12 protein-coding genes, 1 tRNA gene and 1 pseudogene are annotated in these 16,141 nt (G+C 63.9%); 7 read left to right on the forward strand and 7 right to left on the reverse strand.

Annotated features, from left to right (window positions below; all coding sequences use genetic code 11):
• Positions 1-61: 61 nt before the first annotated feature.
• Together OKW26_RS27915 and OKW26_RS27920 are read left to right on the forward strand one after the other, a co-directional pair.
• Positions 62-373, forward strand: a complete 312-nt coding sequence (locus OKW26_RS27915) for a hypothetical protein (protein WP_187610906.1) — start codon at positions 62-64, stop codon at positions 371-373.
• A gap of 129 nt (positions 374-502) precedes the next feature.
• The gene (locus OKW26_RS27920) at positions 503-2,632 is read left to right on the forward strand and encodes a phosphocholine-specific phospholipase C (RefSeq protein WP_429355833.1); all 2,130 of its coding nucleotides are present in this window, start codon (positions 503-505) and stop codon (positions 2,630-2,632) included.
• Positions 2,633-2,728: 96 nt separating this feature from the next.
• On the opposite strand, the gene OKW26_RS27925 is transcribed toward OKW26_RS27920, so the two are convergent.
• Both OKW26_RS27925 and OKW26_RS27930 read right to left on the reverse strand, forming a co-directional pair.
• Positions 2,729-3,109 (reverse strand): DUF5594 family protein, encoded by a 381-nt coding sequence (locus OKW26_RS27925; RefSeq protein ID WP_429355834.1) that lies wholly within the window; start codon positions 3,107-3,109, stop codon positions 2,729-2,731.
• Between the two features lie 49 nt (positions 3,110-3,158).
• The gene (locus OKW26_RS27930) at positions 3,159-4,622 is read right to left on the reverse strand and encodes an AMP-binding protein (RefSeq protein ID WP_429357135.1); all 1,464 of its coding nucleotides are present in this window, start codon (positions 4,620-4,622) and stop codon (positions 3,159-3,161) included.
• Positions 4,623-5,146: 524 nt separating this feature from the next.
• Between OKW26_RS27930 and OKW26_RS27935 the strand changes: the two genes are divergently transcribed.
• Positions 5,147-6,013, forward strand: a complete 867-nt coding sequence (locus tag OKW26_RS27935; RefSeq protein ID WP_184063706.1) for a hypothetical protein — start codon at positions 5,147-5,149, stop codon at positions 6,011-6,013.
• Positions 6,014-6,023: 10 nt separating this feature from the next.
• Here OKW26_RS27935 and OKW26_RS27940 read toward each other — a convergent pair whose 3' ends face one another.
• Positions 6,024-6,932, reverse strand: a complete 909-nt coding sequence (locus OKW26_RS27940) for a LysR family transcriptional regulator (RefSeq protein ID WP_429355835.1) — start codon at positions 6,930-6,932, stop codon at positions 6,024-6,026.
• 126 nt (positions 6,933-7,058) lie between these two features.
• Between OKW26_RS27940 and OKW26_RS27945 the strand changes: the two genes are divergently transcribed.
• The 4 genes from OKW26_RS27945 to OKW26_RS27960 all read left to right on the forward strand — a co-directional run bounded on the left by OKW26_RS27945 (position 7,059) and on the right by OKW26_RS27960 (position 12,428).
• On the forward strand, positions 7,059-9,179 hold the full coding sequence (locus OKW26_RS27945) for a 3-hydroxyacyl-CoA dehydrogenase NAD-binding domain-containing protein (RefSeq protein WP_429355836.1): 2,121 nt from the start codon (positions 7,059-7,061) through the stop codon (positions 9,177-9,179).
• 30 nt (positions 9,180-9,209) lie between these two features.
• A complete protein-coding gene (locus tag OKW26_RS27950) occupies positions 9,210-10,418 on the forward strand; it encodes an acyl-CoA dehydrogenase family protein (RefSeq protein WP_429355837.1) in 1,209 nt (402 codons plus the stop codon).
• A 12-nt stretch (positions 10,419-10,430) separates the two neighbouring features.
• A complete protein-coding gene (locus tag OKW26_RS27955) occupies positions 10,431-11,582 on the forward strand; it encodes an acyl-CoA dehydrogenase family protein (RefSeq protein WP_429355838.1) in 1,152 nt (383 codons plus the stop codon).
• Positions 11,583-12,161: 579 nt separating this feature from the next.
• Positions 12,162-12,428, forward strand: coding sequence for a lysozyme inhibitor LprI family protein (locus tag OKW26_RS27960; RefSeq protein WP_429357136.1), 267 nt, complete (start codon positions 12,162-12,164; stop codon positions 12,426-12,428).
• 95 nt (positions 12,429-12,523) lie between these two features.
• Here OKW26_RS27960 and OKW26_RS27965 read toward each other — a convergent pair.
• The 4 genes and pseudogenes from OKW26_RS27965 to pheT all read right to left on the reverse strand — a co-directional run bounded on the left by OKW26_RS27965 (position 12,524) and on the right by pheT (position 16,054).
• A tRNA-Pro gene (locus OKW26_RS27965) sits at positions 12,524-12,600 on the reverse strand.
• Positions 12,601-12,675: 75 nt separating this feature from the next.
• Complete coding sequence (locus tag OKW26_RS27970; RefSeq protein WP_184021872.1) at positions 12,676-13,092, reverse strand: MerR family transcriptional regulator; 417 nt, start codon at positions 13,090-13,092, stop codon at positions 12,676-12,678.
• A 39-nt stretch (positions 13,093-13,131) separates the two neighbouring features.
• Positions 13,132-13,548 (reverse strand): integration host factor subunit alpha, encoded by a 417-nt coding sequence (locus OKW26_RS27975; RefSeq protein ID WP_090800976.1) that lies wholly within the window; start codon positions 13,546-13,548, stop codon positions 13,132-13,134.
• A 69-nt stretch (positions 13,549-13,617) separates the two neighbouring features.
• A pseudogene (gene pheT / locus OKW26_RS27980) lies at positions 13,618-16,054 on the reverse strand (phenylalanine--tRNA ligase subunit beta).
• Positions 16,055-16,141 lie beyond the last annotated feature (87 nt).

Here is a 16,141-nt window from a genome sequence, read left to right on the forward strand (position 1 = left end):
TGCATCGCTGACCTCGGCACATCGATTGCGAGGCATCCCTTCCCCGCCCGGAGACAGTGCCATGCCCTTCGTGTCGAAGCCGATTCGTGCGCCCCGTCGCAAACGTTTGACGGGCGCCATCGCGGTGATCGCGCTGTGCGCGCTAGCAGGAGCGTGCAGCGACGACGCCCCGCCCGCCGGCACGAATACGATCAGTTCAACCGACCATTCCGCCGCTAACCCCGGCGACCCATCGATCGCCCCGCCGCCGGCCGACTCCGCGCCGCCGACGCTGACGATCCAGACACCGGCGGCACCCGCATCCGAAGCCGGCACGGCGCTGTCCGCCACCTCGCCGCCGCTGGCCAGCCCCGTCATCCATACCGTCGATTGAGAATCGCACCGCGCGCGGCGGCTAGCCCGCCTTCGCGCGTCCGACGCAGCATCGCCGTTTCAGTACCGCAATTTGTCGTCCCCGTGCCTTTTTCCTCCACCGAAGATCAAAGCCACCACCGCCCCAACCATGACCTCAAACAATCGTCGTGATTTTCTGCGCTCGGCCGCGCAAGCCGCCGGTTCCTTCACCGCGTTGAGCATGCTGCCGCCGGGCATCCGCAATGCGCTCGCGATTCCGGCCAACAACCGGACCGGCACGCTCCGCGACGTCGAGCACATCGTCGTGCTGATGCAGGAGAACCGTTCGTTCGACCACTACTTCGGCACGCTCAAAGGCGTGCGCGGCTTCGGCGACACGCGCGCGATCAACCTCGCGAACGGCCAGCCGGTGTGGTATCAGCCGCAAACCACCGATGCCAGCGGTGCCAGCTACGTGCTGCCGTTCCGTCCGGGCGCGCCGAACCTCGGCCTGCAATTCCTGCAGGATCTCGCGCACGACTGGAGCTCCACGCACGCCGCATGGAACGGCGGCCGCAACGATCAGTGGGTACCGTCGAAAGGCGCGACCACGATGGCCTACCTGACGCGCGACGACATCCCGTTCCACTATCAGCTCGCCGACGCATTCACGATCTGCGACGCCTACCACTGCTCGCTGATGGGCCCGACCGATCCGAATCGCTACTACATGTGGAGTGGCTGGGTCGGCAACGACAGCAGCGGCGGCGGTCCGGTAATCGACAATTCGGAACTCGGCTACGGCTGGTCGACCTACCCCGAAGTGCTGCAGAACGCGGGCATCTCGTGGAAGATCTATCAGGACATCGGCACCGGGCTCGACGCGAACGGCTCGTGGGGCTGGACGCAGAACGCGTACATCGGCAACTACGGTGACAACTCGCTGCTGTATTTCAATCAGTACCGCAACGCGCAGCCGGGCAACCCGCTATACGACAACGCGCGGACCGGCACCAACGCGGTCAACGGCGACGGCTACTTCGACATTCTGAAGCGTGACGTGCAGAACGGCACGCTGCCGCAGGTGTCGTGGATCGTCGCGCCCGAAGCGTACAGCGAGCATCCGAACTGGCCGACCAACTACGGCGCGTGGTACATCGATCAGGTGCTGCAGATCCTCACGTCGAACCCGGACGTGTGGAGCAAGACCGTGCTGCTGATCAACTACGACGAAAACGACGGCTTCTTCGATCACATCGCCGCACCGTTCGCGGCCGCGTCGAGCGCCAACGGTTTGTCGAGCGTCGACATCACGCACGAAATCTATGCCGGCGATGCGAAGAACGTCGCCGGGCCGTACGGGCTCGGACCGCGCGTGCCGATGCTGGTGGTCTCGCCGTGGTCCAAAGGCGGCTACGTGTGCTCGGAAGTGTTCGACCATACGTCGGTGATCCGCTTCATCGAAAAGCGCTTCGGCCAGCAGCACAATCTCGGCGAATCGAACATCACGCCGTGGCGTCGCGCGGTGTGCGGCGATCTGACCTCCGCGTTCAACTTCGCGAATCCGAACGCGTCGGTGCCGTCGCTGCCGGGCACGAGCGGCTACGTGCCGGCCGACCAGAACCGTCACCCGGACTACGTGCCGCAACCGCCGACGGTGCAGACGGTGCCGAAGCAGGAAGCGGGCGTGCGCCCGGCGCGCGCGTTGCCGTACGAACTGTTCGTGCGCGTCGACGAAGGCTCGAACGGCAAGCTGACGATGCGCTTCGTCAACACGGGCCGCGCGGGCGCGGTATTCCTCGTGTACGCGGCCAATAGCGCCGACGCGCCGCGCAGCTATACCGTCGAAGCGGGCAAGCATCTGCAGGACGCGCTGCTGCTCAACGCCGACGGCAGCTACGACTTCAGCGTGCACGGGCCGAACGGCTTCCTGCGCCGCTTCGCGGGCAAGGTGGTCGCACGGAACTGGTGGAATGGTTCGGACACCGCACGGCCGGCCGTCGCCGAAGGCTACGATGTCGCGAACGGCAATCTGCAACTGCGGCTCGAGAACGTCGGCAGCGCGCGTTGCCAGTTCACGATCGTCAACGCGTACGACGCGAGCCATGTGATCAAGCGTTCGGTACGCGGCGGCGACACCGACAATCTGTACCTCGATCTGCGCAACGCATACGGCTGGTACGATCTCGCGATCACCGTCGATACGGACCCGACGTTCGCGCGCCGCATCGCCGGTCATGTCGAGACGGCAAACAACAGCATGAGCGATCCGGCGCTGGGCGGCTGGGCGTCGCTGTAACCCAACGCTGCAAAAGCAACGGCCGCTGGCTCTTCGAGCACAGCGGTCGTTCTTTATCCAGCTCTCGAACGCAAACCCGCAAACGCGCGCGAGCGTCTACGATTCGAAATCGAGCCCGCCGATCAACGTAACCGGCTCACCCTGCGTGTGCGTGGAGAAATCGAGTTCGCGCGCCTGGGTCCACGCATTGAGCTTGCGCGGCAGCGCGGCCAGATATCTGGCGAAACGCATCGCGCCCTGCTCGCCCATCAGCCTTTCTATTTCGTCGCCGTCCCAGGTCAGATACAGATTCAACGGATGCGGGTAATGACCGAGCTCATCGAGCGGCGCGGCGTGAATCCGCACGCGGGTGGGCTGACCCTGTTCGCCATGCGGCAACACGTCGGTGTGCACGGTCTTTGCGATACACGCGGCGATCGCCTCGGCAATGCGCGGCGCGAACTCCTGATCGAAACGCATTGCACTCTCGGGGCGCATCCAATCTCTCCGCTGTGATTCCCATCGTGGGTTGGTCATCGTAGCAGACTCAGTTTTTCGCCGGTGAGATCGCGTCCGGACCGTGCGTCACCGCCTCGCGCAGCGTCTTGCGGATCACCTTGCCGGTGGCCGTCATCGGCAGGCTTTCGACGAAGCGAATCTCGCGCGGATATTCGTGCGCGGCCAGACGCGTCTTCACGTGCTGCTGGATCTCGCGCACGAGTGCATCGTCGCCGACGAAACCCGCTTTCAGCACGACGAACGCCATCACGATTTCGGTGCGCTCGCGATCGGGGGCGCCGACCACGGCCGCCATCGCGACGGCCGGATGACGCAGCAGCGAATCCTCGATCGACGCCGGCCCAATCCGGTAACCGGCGCTCGTGATCACGTCGTCGCCACGACCGACGAAGCGAATGAAGCCGTCCGCGTCGCGGGTGCCGAGATCGCCGGTCAGCAGAAACCTGCCGCGGAATTTGTCGTTGGTGGCCGCAACATTCCGCCAGTAGCCGAGAAACATCACCGGATCGGGCGCGGCCACCGCGATATCGCCGATCGCGCCGGGCGGCAGCTCGTTGCCGGCGGCATCGACGATCGCGACATGGTGCCCCGGCACCGCGCGCCCGATCGCGCCGAAGCGCGGCTCGAACAGCGCCGCGCACGACGACACCACGACGTTGCACTCGGTCTGCCCGTAGAACTCGTTGATCGTCACGCCGAGTGCGTCGCGCCCCCAGCCGATCAGTTCCTCGCCCAGCGATTCGCCGCCGCTCGCGACCGATTGCAACGCGAGACGCAGATGGGCGGGCCGCTCGACGCCGCGCATCATCTTCAGCGCGGTCGGCGGTAGAAACGCATGGGAGACCGCGTGACGCGCGAGCAGATCGAACGCGGCGTGGCCGTCGAATTTCGCAAAACGGCGCGCCAGCACCGCGACACCGTGATGCCACGATGGCAGCAGCACGTCGAACAGACCGCCGATCCACGCCCAGTCCGCGGGCGTCCACATCAGCGTCGCGCGCGCGGGAAAGCCCTGCTGCGACATCTCCACGCCGGGCAGATGCCCGAGCAAAACGCGATGCCCGTGCAACGCGCCCTTCGGTTTTCCGGTCGTGCCCGACGTATAGATGATGATCGCCGGATCGTCCGCGGCGGTGTCGGCCGGCGTGAACTCGGCGCAAGCGCCATTCAACGCCTGCCAGAACGACCGCACGGGCGCGTCCGATGCTTCGTCATCCTGCTCGATATCGACACTGAACACGTGTCGCAACTCGGGCAGCGCGCCGCGAATTTCGTCGATCTTTTGCACGCCGGCGTGATCGGTGATCAGCGCGAGCGCGCCGCTGTCGCCGAGCCGATGCTCGATCGCGTCCACGCCGAACAGCGCGAACAGCGGCACCGCGACCATGCCGGCCTTGTAGGCCGCGAGATGCGCGATGGCCGTTTCGATCGATTGCGACAGAAAGATGCCGATGCGCTCGCCGCGCCGCGCGCCCGCCGCGAGCAGCGCAATTGGCGAAGCGGTCGGACAGGGCTTTCAGTTCGTCGAACGTATAGCGGGTCGCGCGGCCGTCGGCGTCTTCGTAGATCAGCGCGAGACGCCCCGAGCCATCGGCCCACTTGTCGCATGTGTCGACGCCGATGTTGTAGCGCGGTGGAATACGCCACGCGAATCTGGCCGTGAGCGAATCGTAAGTCTCGCCGTCGAGGTTCATCGGGTCTCCTGGATATCGTCGTTGTCGCTGCATGGCGTGATGCATGGTCCGTCGCTTGCTGCCTCTGCGCGCATGGCCGGTGTTCCGCAGTTTAGCCCACGACCTTGCGCACTCGGTTGATGCATTGCCGTGCGCAACTGAATTCGCCAGATACGACATAGTCCCGCTCATAATCGCCGACTCGTGGCGCTGAACTCAACGTTTTGCGACAACTCCTGTGCGATTCAAGCCCTTTACATCTGACCTGTGCCGCGCCCGTCTAGGATCGTTACACAGGTTCGGCGCGCATGTTGCGCCGCATGATCGCTACCCTGGATGACATATGCGCAAGGCAAGGTTTGCATCGTTCTGGCATGGCCCGGAACTTTCTCCCTACGAGATCGCCTGTCTGAATTCGTTCACGCTGTACGGCAGCGAGGTCGCGCTCTATAGCTACGAGCCGATCGACACTCTGCCGCCCGGCGTGATCGCGAAGGACGCGACCACGATACTGCCGCGCGACTCGCTGAACGACTTCCCGATTCACGGCGTGCCGTCGATGCAGCATTTCACCGACTATTTCCGCTTCGTGATGTTCACGAAGACCGATGAGATCTGGGTCGATACCGACATGCTGCTGCTACGCGATTTCGATCTCAACGCCAAGGGCGATCTGATCGGCCGGGAAACCCAGTCGAGCATCTGTAATGCGATTCTGCGGCTCGATCCGGATCAGCCGCGCTTGCACGAGGCGATCGAACGGGTCGAAGCGATGAAAGGCCGGGCACTGAAGTGGGGCGACACCGGCCCGCGTCTGCTGACCGCCATCTACGGCGTGAAGGCCGGTCTTCCCGAAAGCCTGTTCTATCCGGTGCACTTCAACGATTACTACAAGGTGTTCCTGCCGCGCTATTTCGACGAGTGCGCGGCGCTCTGTTCCAATGCGTACACGCTGCATCTGTGGAACAACCGGGTGGTCAAGATGGGCCTGTTCAAGCGCATCGGCCCCCCCGTTGGGTCGCTCCTGCACCACGTGTTCGAGCAAACCGGCGCCAACACGCTGTTTCGCGAATTTTATCCGGCGAGCGTGATGCAGGCGATGATCGACAACGCGGTGGGCAAAGTCGGTAGCGACGAAGGCGTGCGCAAGCTGCTGCGCGTCGGCGTGCCGATGGTCACGACGGCCATCGCGCGCAGACTCGGCGCCTGAGTTCGCAGCTTCAGTTCGCGCCGCCCCTGCCCGAGCCCTGCGCCCGCTCCAGCACGAAGTCGATGAACGTCGCCGCCGCGCGCGTGTGATGCCGATTCGGCATGTACAGCATGTACATGTGCGTGCCGAAGATGCTGAGCCGCCATGCATCGAGCGCGGTCAGCACGGCGCCGAGCTTCAGATCGTCCTGCACCACGTAGTCGGGCACGAGTCCGACACCGAGACCGGCCAGCACCGCCTGGCGCAAAAATAGAAAGTTTTCCGAAATAATCGTCGGTTCGAGCAGGACTTCATGACGCTCGTCGCGCAGATACGCGGCGAGCCGCAACTGCTTGCCGATCACGGCCGCGGTAATCAGCGGCGCGGTGCGCAGGTCGTCGAGCGTCGCGGGCAGGCCGTGTGTCCGCGCGAATTCGGGGGATGCGCAGGCCACGTACCGGACTGGCCCCATGTCCCGCGCGACGAGGTTTTGCGGCGGCTCCGACATCACGCGCACCGCGATGTCGATCTCGTCGCGCATCAGATCCTCGACACGGTTCTCGAACATCACATCGAGCACGATACCCGGATACAGCCGCTTGAACGCGATCAGCCAGTCGGACATCACGAGCTGGCCATAGCCGCTCGGCACGCTGAGCCGCACGCGCCCCTGCAGGCTCTGGCCCAGTGTGGTCACCGACTCGCGCGCGGCCAGCAGCGCGTTGCGGATCGTGCGGCCGTGCTCGTAGAGCCGCAGACCGATCTCGGTCGCCTCGACGCGACGCGTGGTGCGTCGCACCAATTGCAGGCCGACCGAACGCTCGAGCTGATTCAGGTGATAGCTGACGTTCGCGCGGCTCATCTTGAGCCGGCGCGCCGCTTCGCTCAGATTGCCGGCGTCGAGGATGTCGACGAGCAGGGTCAGCGAGTTGACGTCCATGGCCCAGTCTTTGTCAAAATAATTTTGACAGTCTGTCAATCAACGGTGTCATTGTCAATGAACGTTGACCACTCCAGAATGGGACGATCCGGCGCGCCTCGCCATCCTCAAACGGAGACACCTACGATGACCCTTTCCTCCTCAGCCGACGTCGTCACGCGCGAATTGCACGGCAAGGTCCTGCTCGTCACGATCGACCACGCGCCGGTCAACACGCTATCCGCCGACGTGCGGCGCGGCCTGCTGGCCGCGATCGAAGCCGCCGACGCCGACCGCGCGGTCGAAGCCGTGCTGATCGTCGGCGCGGGGCGCAACTTCATCGCCGGTGCCGAGATTCGCGAGTTCGGCAAGCCGCCGGTGCCGCCTTCGCTGCCGGACGTGTGCAACCGCATCGAGGCATGCACGAAACCCGTGATTGCCGCGCTGCATGGCGCGGCGCTCGGCGGCGGGCTCGAAGTGGCGCTCGCCGCGCATTACCGGATCGCCGTCGACGGCGCGAAGCTCGGCCTGCCCGAAGTGCAGCTGGGTCTGCTGCCTGGCGCGGGCGGCACGCAACGCACGCCGCGTCTGATCGGCGCGCCGGCGGCGCTCGACCTGATGCTGAGCGGCCGTCACGCGAACGCGAAGGAGGCGCTCGCGCTCGGCCTCGTCGACCGTCTCGGCGACAGCGGCGACATCCTCGCCGAAGGGCTCGCCTACGCGCACGAGCTGCTCGCCGCGCACGCGCCGGTACGCCGCACGCGCGACGCCGCCGCATTGATCGATCGCGCCGCGAGCCGCGCCGCCGTCGCGAAAGCGCGTGACGAAACCGCGAAGAAAGCGCGCGGCCTGTTCTCGCCGCTGAAAATCGTCGATGCCGTCGAAGCCGCGATCGAACAGCCCTTCGAGGAGGGCTTGAAGCTCGAACGCAAGCTGTTCCTGCAATGCCTCGACAGCCCGCAGCGCGCCGGCCTGGTTCACGCATTCTTCGCCGAGCGCGAAGTGCTGAAGGCGCCCGAAACGCGCGACGCGAAACCGCGCGCGCTGGAGGCGATCGGCGTGATCGGCGGCGGGACGATGGGCGCGGGCATTGCGGTCGCAGTGCTCGACGCGGGGCTGCCCGTCACGCTGATCGAACGCGACGAAGCGGCGCTCGCGCGTGGCCGCGCGCACATCGACAAGGTCTACGATGGGCTGATCGCCAGGGGCCGCCTCACCGCTGAGAAGAAAGCCGCGACCATGGCGCGCTGGAGCGGCAGCACGTCGTACGATGCGCTTGCTCACGCCGACCTCGTGATCGAAGCCGTGTTCGAAGATCTCGACGTCAAAAAGGCCGTATTCGCCGAGCTCGATCGCGTCTGCAAGTCCGGTGCGGTGCTCGCGACCAACACGTCGTATCTGGACATCGACGCGATCGCAGCCAGCATCTCGCGCCCCGCCGACGTAATCGGCCTGCACTTCTTCTCGCCCGCCAACATCATGAAGCTGCTCGAAGTCGTGGTGCCGAAGCAGGTCAGCGCCGACGTCGTCGCGACTGCGTTCGAGTTCGCGAAGAAGCTGCGCAAGACGCCGGTGCGCGCCGGCGTGTGCGACGGCTTCATCGGCAATCGCCTGCTTGCCGTGTACCGCGCCGCCGCGGACGCGCTGATGGAAGACGGTGCATCGCCGTATCAGATCGACGCGGCGGTGCGGGCGTTCGGCTTGCCGATGGGCCCGTTTCAGGTGGTCGATCTCGCGGGCGGCGACATCGGCTGGGCGGCGCGCAAACGCCGCGCGGCCACGCGCGACCCGAACGCGCGCTACGTGCAGATCGCCGACCGCCTGTGCGAGCGCGGCTGGTTCGGCCAGAAGACCGGCCGCGGATTCTATCTGTACCCCGAAGGATCGCGCGGCGGCATGCCCGATCCCGAAGTCGAGGCGATCATCGACGCCGAGCGTGCGCGCGCGGGCATCACGCCGCGCAGCTTCACCGACGAGCAGATCATGCGCCGCTATCTGGCCGCGATGATCAACGAAGGCGCGAACGTCGTCCACGAAGGTATCGCGCTGCGCCCGCTCGACGTCGACGTGACCCTGCTGTACGGCTACGGCTTTCCGCGCTACCGCGGCGGTCCGATGAAATACGCGGATAGCGCCGGCCTGCCGACGATTCTCGCCGACATCCGCGAGTTCGGTAAGGAAGACCCGCTGTTCTGGCGGCCGTCGCCGCTGCTCGTCGAGCTGGTCGAGCGCGGCGCGGATTTCGCGAGCCTGAACACGACGGCCTGAACCACCACGAACACTGACGGAACGACTGCGATGGATCTGAACTTCACCTCCGAGGAAGAAGCGTTTCGCGCCAGCGTGCTGGCGTTTCTGCGCGACAAGCTCCCGCGACGTCTCGCCGGCAAGGTGCACGGCGGGCGGCGTCTGACGCGCGGCGACATGGCCGAGTGGCACGCGATTCTGAACGCGCAAGGCTGGCTCGCGAATCACTGGCCGAAAGAGTACGGCGGCCCGGGTTGGAGCGCAGTGCAGAAATTCATCTTCGAAAACGAATGCGCACTCGCCGGCGCGCCACGCGTCGTGCCGTTCGGCGTCAACATGCTCGGGCCGGTGCTGATCAAGTACGGCAGCGAGGCGCAGAAGCGTCACTGGCTGCCGCGCATTCTCGACGGTTCCGACTGGTGGTGCCAGGGCTATTCGGAGCCGGGCGCGGGCTCCGATCTCGCTTCGGTCAAGACGACGGCAGTGCGCGGCAAGGACGCGCAGGGCGAGCACTACCTCGTCAATGGCCAGAAGACGTGGACCACACTCGGTCATTACGCGAACATGATCTTCTGCCTCGTGCGCACCGCGACCGACGTGCGCAAACAGGAAGGCATCAGCTTTCTGCTGATCGACATGAACACGCCGGGCGTCGAAGTCCGGCCGATCATCACGCTCGACGGCGAGCACGAGGTCAATGAAGTGTTCTTCACCGACGTGCGCGTGCCGGTCGGAAATCTCGTCGGCGAAGAAAACAAGGGCTGGACCTACGCGAAATATCTGCTTACGTACGAGCGCACCAATATCGCCGGCGTCGGCTTTTCCGTCGCCGCCTTCAACCGTCTGCGCAAGATCGCCGCGACACAGCTGCGCAACGGCCGGCCGCTCGCCGAGGATCCGGCGTTCGCGGCACGCATGGCGCGCGTCGAGATCGATCTCGAGAACATGAAGACGACCAATCTTCGGGTGATCGCGGCCGTGGCGGGCGGCGGCGTGCCCGGTGCCGAGAGTTCGATGCTGAAGATTCGCGGCACCGAGATCCGTCAGGAGATCTCGTCGCTGACGCGGCGTGCGATGGGCGCTTATGCGCAGCCATTCGTCGAGCAAGCGCTGCACGAAGGCTTCGACGGCGTGCCGGTCGGCCCCGACGAAGCCGCGAGTGCCGCGTCGCAGTACTTCAATAATCGCAAGCTGTCGATCTTCGGCGGCTCGAACGAAATCCAGAAGAACATCATTTCCAAAATGATCCTCGGACTGTAAGAGGCGCACGTCATGAATTTCCAGCACACTGAAGAGCGCCGCATGCTGGCGGATACGCTGAATCGGTTTATCAGCGAGCAGTACGGCTTCGCGACGCGCGATGAAATCGCACGCTCGACGCAAGGCTTCAGCACCGAATTGTGGGCACGCTTCGCGGAGCTTGGCGTGATCGGCGCACTGTTCGACGAAGCGAGCGGCGGTTTTGGCGGCGGCGGGTTCGATATTTCCGTGGTGTTCGAGAGCATCGGCCGCGGGCTCGTCGTCGAACCGTTTCTCGATACGCTGATCGTCGGCCGGGCGATCGCTCGCAGCGGCGGCGACGTGCAGAATGCGGCGCTGGGTTCGTTGATCGACGGCTCGCGGATCGTTGCGCTCGCGCATGGCGAACCGGACAGTCATTACGAGCTTGCCCGGGTCGCGACGACGCGCGCGCGCCGCAGCGTAAATGGCAACAGCGGCGTGTGGACGTTGCACGGCGCAAAGGCCGTCGTTCAGCATGGCGAGCATGCTCAGGTGTTCCTCGTCTCGGCACGCACGAGAGGCGAGGACGATGCCGAAGCCGGCATCACGCTATTTCTGGTGCCGAGGGACGCGACGGGTGTGAGCGTGCGCGGCTACCGCAAGATCGACGGAGGACGCGCGGCCGAAGTGACGTTCGACGACGTCACGCTCCGCGACGACACCGTGCTCGGCTCAGCGGATCACGGCTTTGCGACGCTCGAATATGCGCTGAGTTGCGGCGTGCTCGCGCTGTGCGCGGAAGCGGTCGGCGCAATGGACGTCGCGAAAGACTACACGCTCGACTATCTGCGCACGCGCAAGCAGTTCGGCGTGCCGATCGGCAGCTTCCAGGCGTTGCAGCATCGCATGGCCGATTTGCTGCTCGAAATCGAGCAGGCGCGCTCGGCGGTGATCAACGCGGCGGCGGCGCTCGACGGTGAACGAAACGCGCGCGAGCGCGCGGTGTCGGCGGCCAAGTACAGCATCGGCCGGATCGGCACGCGAGTCGCGGAGGAATGCATCCAGTTGCACGGCGGGATCGGTATGACGTGGGAACTGCCGCTCGCGCATTACGCGAAGCGGCTCGTGATGATCGATCATCAGCTTGGGGATGAGGATCATCATCTGGAGCGGTTTGTCGCGTTGGGCGCTCGAGGGCTGTGATTCGTGTGCGCTTGCGAATGCGAACGCGTGCCGGTGACAAGTCTGCCAGATTGCACTCGCCTATTCTTGAGGAGCTGAGCCTGCCAAACGAATCAAAAAAAAGTTGAGCGATGCCGGATGGACTGCATTGCGGATGCACGTGGGCGCTGTCCTTCGCTACGACAACGACGTAGCGAACAATTGCACCTTCGGGATAGGCACACCTGCGTACTTTGGCCGATGCACCAATGACGAGATTCGGCGACCGGTGACCTTGCAGATGTCAACGCTCAACTCGCAGCAGAAAGATGAAGTCGCAATCGAAATGGCACGCAACGTCTACGTACATCCTCGCGATGCCCACGGGCGACGGCTATCGGCTGTGCGAGTGCCAAGCTTGGTAAATCGCCGCCGCGAAGAAGCGGCGCCGTTCCTGATGCAGGGCCGGCAATGAGACGGCTGTGTGTCGCGCTTGCGCTTGTTAGCAGTTCGGCACTGGCCGCCGCATCCAATCCAGCCCACGTCATCGCAACCCGCAGTGGACTGCCCGCCAGTGAGGTCGACGCGGCCCTGTCGCATTGCGACGCGAATCAGATGAGCATGAATCTGTGCGCGTGGCGCGATCAGATCGTCGCGGAGCAGAAGCTGGAGCAGGTCGTCAAGGGCAAGGCCGCGGTGTCGGCGAGTTGCAAAGCGGCGATCGAGAAGAGGCTCACCGCGTGGAAAACGCGCCGTGACGCCAACTGCAAAAAATCGGCTTCTCGAGAATGGGGCGGCGGGTCGATGCTGCCCACGGCGGTCGCGATGTGCAAGACAGCCGAAACCGAGCGCATAAGCAAAGCAATCGAGGCTTCGGGATGCAGATGAGCTTGTGCGAAGCGTTGACAGCGGGAAACGCTGCCCCGCGCGACGGGCAAGAAAAAAGGACTTACGGCTTTCACCGTAAGTCCTTTTGATCTTTTTGGTCGGGGCGAGAGGATTTGAACCTCCGACCACCTGCACCCCATGCAGGTACGCTACCAGGCTGCGCTACGCCCCGAACAGAAGAAAATTATAACAGACACTTCATTCGATTAGAACCGCTCGACACGAACAAAGCGAACAAGTCCATGAACTAGTGGCCCAGCAGATCGATTACGTTCTGCAGTTCCTTGCGCAACTTCTCGACATCGACCGCAACCGTTGCCGCCGATGCCTGCACCTGACCCGCGACTCCGGCGGTAGCCTCACCCTCTTCGACCACCGCATCCGGCCCACCGCCGCCATGCGAATCGAGCCGGTTGCGCGCCCCGTTGATCGTAAAACCCTGCTCGTACAGCAACTCTCGAATCCGCCGGATCAGCAGCACCTCGTGATGCTGATAATACCGACGATTGCCGCGCCGCTTGACCGGCCTCAACTGGGTGAACTCCTGCTCCCAGTAACGCAGCACGTGAGGCTTTACCCCACAAAGTTCGCTGACCTCACCAATCGTGAAGTACCGCTTCGCCGGAATCGGAGGCAAGACGACTTTTTCGATCGTCGCTGTCATCGTCAGTTAGCCGTGATGGGTTGCCCGAAAGCGCGCCAGTCAATCAGCGCGCGAGAAGCTCGCTTCGGCGCCGTTTTCGACGAGCGCCTTCAGTTTTTGACTTGCATGAAACGTCACCACGCGACGTGCTGCAATCGGAATCGCCTCGCCCGTCTTCGGATTTCTGCCGGGACGCTGCGGCTTGTCGCGCAACTGGAAGTTGCCGAAGCCCGACAGCTTCACGCTGTCGCCGCTCTCGAGCGCATCGCGGATCACCTCGAAGAACGCCTCGACCATGTCCTTCGCTTCCCGCTTGTTGAGCCCGACATTGTCGAACAGCAACTCGGCAAGTTCCGCCTTGGTGAGTGTCGGCGTTTCATTGGAAACGACGGCGGATGATGTCGGAATATCTCGAATCATGGCGCTGCGTTGCGCCGTAAGAAGGGCTTCGAAATCACTCGAGTTCATTTCATTCATATCTATCAAATGGCGCGCCAAGCGTAAAACAATGGATGCGGAAACAGCCGTGCAATTGTTAAATGCGGGTTATCCGCGCAACCGTGCGCCATATACTCGAGCTAGACGTTCCACCAGAGTTTGAATAGCCAGATCGACCGTTTCATCCTGAAGGGTTCCGCCAGTATCTTGCAAGGTCACCCGGAACGCAAGGCTTTTCTCGTGCGCGGCCAGACCACCGGAAGTGTTTGATTTTGGACGAAATTCGTCGAAAAGTGCAACCTTCTGGACAGCCTTGCAGGCCGGTTCGGACTGGGCCTTCTGAAGCTCGTCGAGCAGCGCCTGAACCTCGATTTTCTGATCGACGACCACCGCGATATCACGTCGTACCGGCGGGAATTTTGAAACTTCCGACGGAATCGGCAATACCCGTTGCATTAATGCTTCCGCTTCGATTTCAAACAGAATCGGCGCATGCGGCAAATCATATTTTTGCATCCAGCGCGGATGCAATTCGCCAATCCAGCCCACTGCGCGACCATTCAATTCGATCCGCGCGCTGCGTCCCGGATGCAGCGCAGGATGCTCGGCCTGTACGAACCGCGCGAGCGCCGGTGCGACCAGCGCTTCGAGGTCGCCCTTCACGTCGAAGAAGTCGACGGCACGCGTCGGTGCGCCCCACTGCTCGTCGAGCGCGGGCCCATAGGCGAGCGCGCCGATCATCTTCGGCTGCGCGAAACCTTCGACGGTCAGCTCGCCGGCCTTGATCGACGGATCGTGCAGGAATACGCGACCTGCTTCAAACACGCGTACGCGGTCCGCCGCGCGACGGTTCAGATTCGTGCGCAACACATGAATCAGGCTGCCGAACAACGTCGTGCGCATCACCGACAGTTGGCTCGCGATCGGGTTGATAAGACGCACGGGGTTGCTGTTGCCTGCGAAGTCCTGCTCCCACTCCGCGTCGACGAAGCTGAAGTTCACCGTTTCCGCGTAGTCGCGCGCGGCGAGCGCATGACGGATCGCGTGGATGGAGCGTTGCGTCTCGTTGGTCGCGCGCATTTCGCTGGTCGCGACCGGCGGGCGCGCCGGAATCTTTTCGAAGCCGTGGATACGCGCGACCTCTTCGATCAGGTCCTCTTCGATTTCGATATCGAAGCGGTACGACGGCGGCATCACCGAGAACGTATCGCCGTCACGCTCGAACGAGAGGCCGAGGCGCGTGAAGATCTGCGCGATTTCATCGACACCGATCGCGACGCCGATGATGCGGTTCGCGCGCGAAACGCGCATCTTCACGGGCGCGCGCTTCGGGACGTTGACGATCTGATCGTCGACCGGACCCGCTTCGCCGCCGCAGATGTCGAGGATCAGCTGCGTGATGCGCTCGATATGATCGACGGTCGTCGCGTAGTCGACGCCGCGCTCGAAGCGATGGCCTGCATCGGTCGAAAAGTTGTACTTGCGCGAGCGACCACGAATGCTGTCGGGCCACCAGAACGCGGCCTCGAGATAGATGTGGGTGGTGTCGAGCGTGACCGCGGTGCTGTCGCCGCCCATGATGCCCGCGAGGCTTTCGATATGCTGCTCGTCGGCGATCACGCCGACCGTTTCGTCGAGCTCGACCGTGTTCCCGTTCAGCAGCTTCAGCGTTTCGCCCTTGCGGCCCCAGCGTACGTCCATGCCGCCGTGGATCTTGTCGAGATCGAACACGTGCGACGGACGCCCCAGCTCGAGCATCACATAGTTCGAGATGTCGACGAGCGCGGAAATGCTGCGCTGGCCGGAGCGCTCGAGACGCTCGACCATCCATTGCGGCGACTTTGCACGCGCATTGACGCCGCGGATCACGCGGCCCGAGAAACGGCCGCACAGATCGGGCGCGGAGATTTTCACGGGCAGCGTTTCGTTGAGCGTGACCGGAGCCGGCTTGATTTCGAGCGGACGCAGCGGCGCTCCGGTAATCGCCGACGTTTCTCGCGCGACGCCGAATACCGACAGACAGTCGGCCTTGTTCGGCGTCAGCTTGATTTCAAAAACGGTGTCGTCGAGATTGAGCGTGTCGCGGATGTCCTGGCCGATCGGCGTGTCTTCCCGGCAGGATCATCAGACCGCTGTGATCTTCGGAGAGCTTCAGCTCGCGCGCCGAGCACAGCATGCCCTGGCTTTCCACGCCGCGCAGCTTCGACAGCTTGATCGCGAACGGTGCGCCGCCCTCTTCGGCCGGCGGCAGTTGCGCGCCGACCAGCGCGACCGGCACCTTGATGCCGGGCGCAACATTCGGCGCGCCGCACACGATGTTGAGCGTCGCGCCGGTGCCAGCGTCGACCTGACACACGTTGAGCTTGTCCGCATCCGGGTGCTTGACGACTTCCAGCACCTGGCCGACGACGATCTTCGAGGTCGGCGGCGCGGCCGTCCGCAGGTCTTCGACTTCGAGACCCGCCATCGTCAACGCGTGCGACAGCTCGTCGGTGGTCAGTTGCGGATCGACAAAAGTTCTGAGCCAGGATTCCGGAAATTGCATGGTTCTGTGTACGTTGTGATCAGGTTAGGTCCACGTCCGGCAGATGCTTCGTAAAGCCCGGTGGTCTTGCGCCGGTTCAGCGAGCTC

Origin of the sequence: Paraburkholderia sp. 32, assembly GCF_050435345.1 — a bacterium.
In the GTDB taxonomy this organism is placed as follows: Bacteria; Pseudomonadota; Gammaproteobacteria; order Burkholderiales; family Burkholderiaceae; genus Paraburkholderia; species Paraburkholderia tuberum.

What these genes read in the sequence shown, in the direction of transcription:
- OKW26_RS27920 (WP_429355833.1), top strand. Translation starts at nt 503, where the DNA reads ATGACCTCAAACAATCGTCGTGATTTTCTGCGCTCGGCCGCGCAAGCC.
- OKW26_RS27925 (WP_429355834.1), bottom strand. Translation starts at nt 3,109, where the DNA reads ATGCGCCCCGAGAGTGCAATGCGTTTCGATCAGGAGTTCGCGCCGCGC.
- OKW26_RS27975 (WP_090800976.1), bottom strand. Translation starts at nt 13,548, where the DNA reads ATGAATGAAATGAACTCGAGTGATTTCGAAGCCCTTCTTACGGCGCAA.
- OKW26_RS27915 (WP_187610906.1), top strand. Translation starts at nt 62, where the DNA reads ATGCCCTTCGTGTCGAAGCCGATTCGTGCGCCCCGTCGCAAACGTTTG.
- OKW26_RS27955 (WP_429355838.1), top strand. Translation starts at nt 10,431, where the DNA reads ATGAATTTCCAGCACACTGAAGAGCGCCGCATGCTGGCGGATACGCTG.
- OKW26_RS27960 (WP_429357136.1), top strand. Translation starts at nt 12,162, where the DNA reads ATGAATCTGTGCGCGTGGCGCGATCAGATCGTCGCGGAGCAGAAGCTG.
- OKW26_RS27940 (WP_429355835.1), bottom strand. Translation starts at nt 6,932, where the DNA reads ATGGACGTCAACTCGCTGACCCTGCTCGTCGACATCCTCGACGCCGGC.
- OKW26_RS27950 (WP_429355837.1), top strand. Translation starts at nt 9,210, where the DNA reads ATGGATCTGAACTTCACCTCCGAGGAAGAAGCGTTTCGCGCCAGCGTG.
- OKW26_RS27935 (WP_184063706.1), top strand. Translation starts at nt 5,147, where the DNA reads ATGCGCAAGGCAAGGTTTGCATCGTTCTGGCATGGCCCGGAACTTTCT.
- OKW26_RS27970 (WP_184021872.1), bottom strand. Translation starts at nt 13,092, where the DNA reads ATGACAGCGACGATCGAAAAAGTCGTCTTGCCTCCGATTCCGGCGAAG.
- OKW26_RS27945 (WP_429355836.1), top strand. Translation starts at nt 7,059, where the DNA reads ATGACCCTTTCCTCCTCAGCCGACGTCGTCACGCGCGAATTGCACGGC.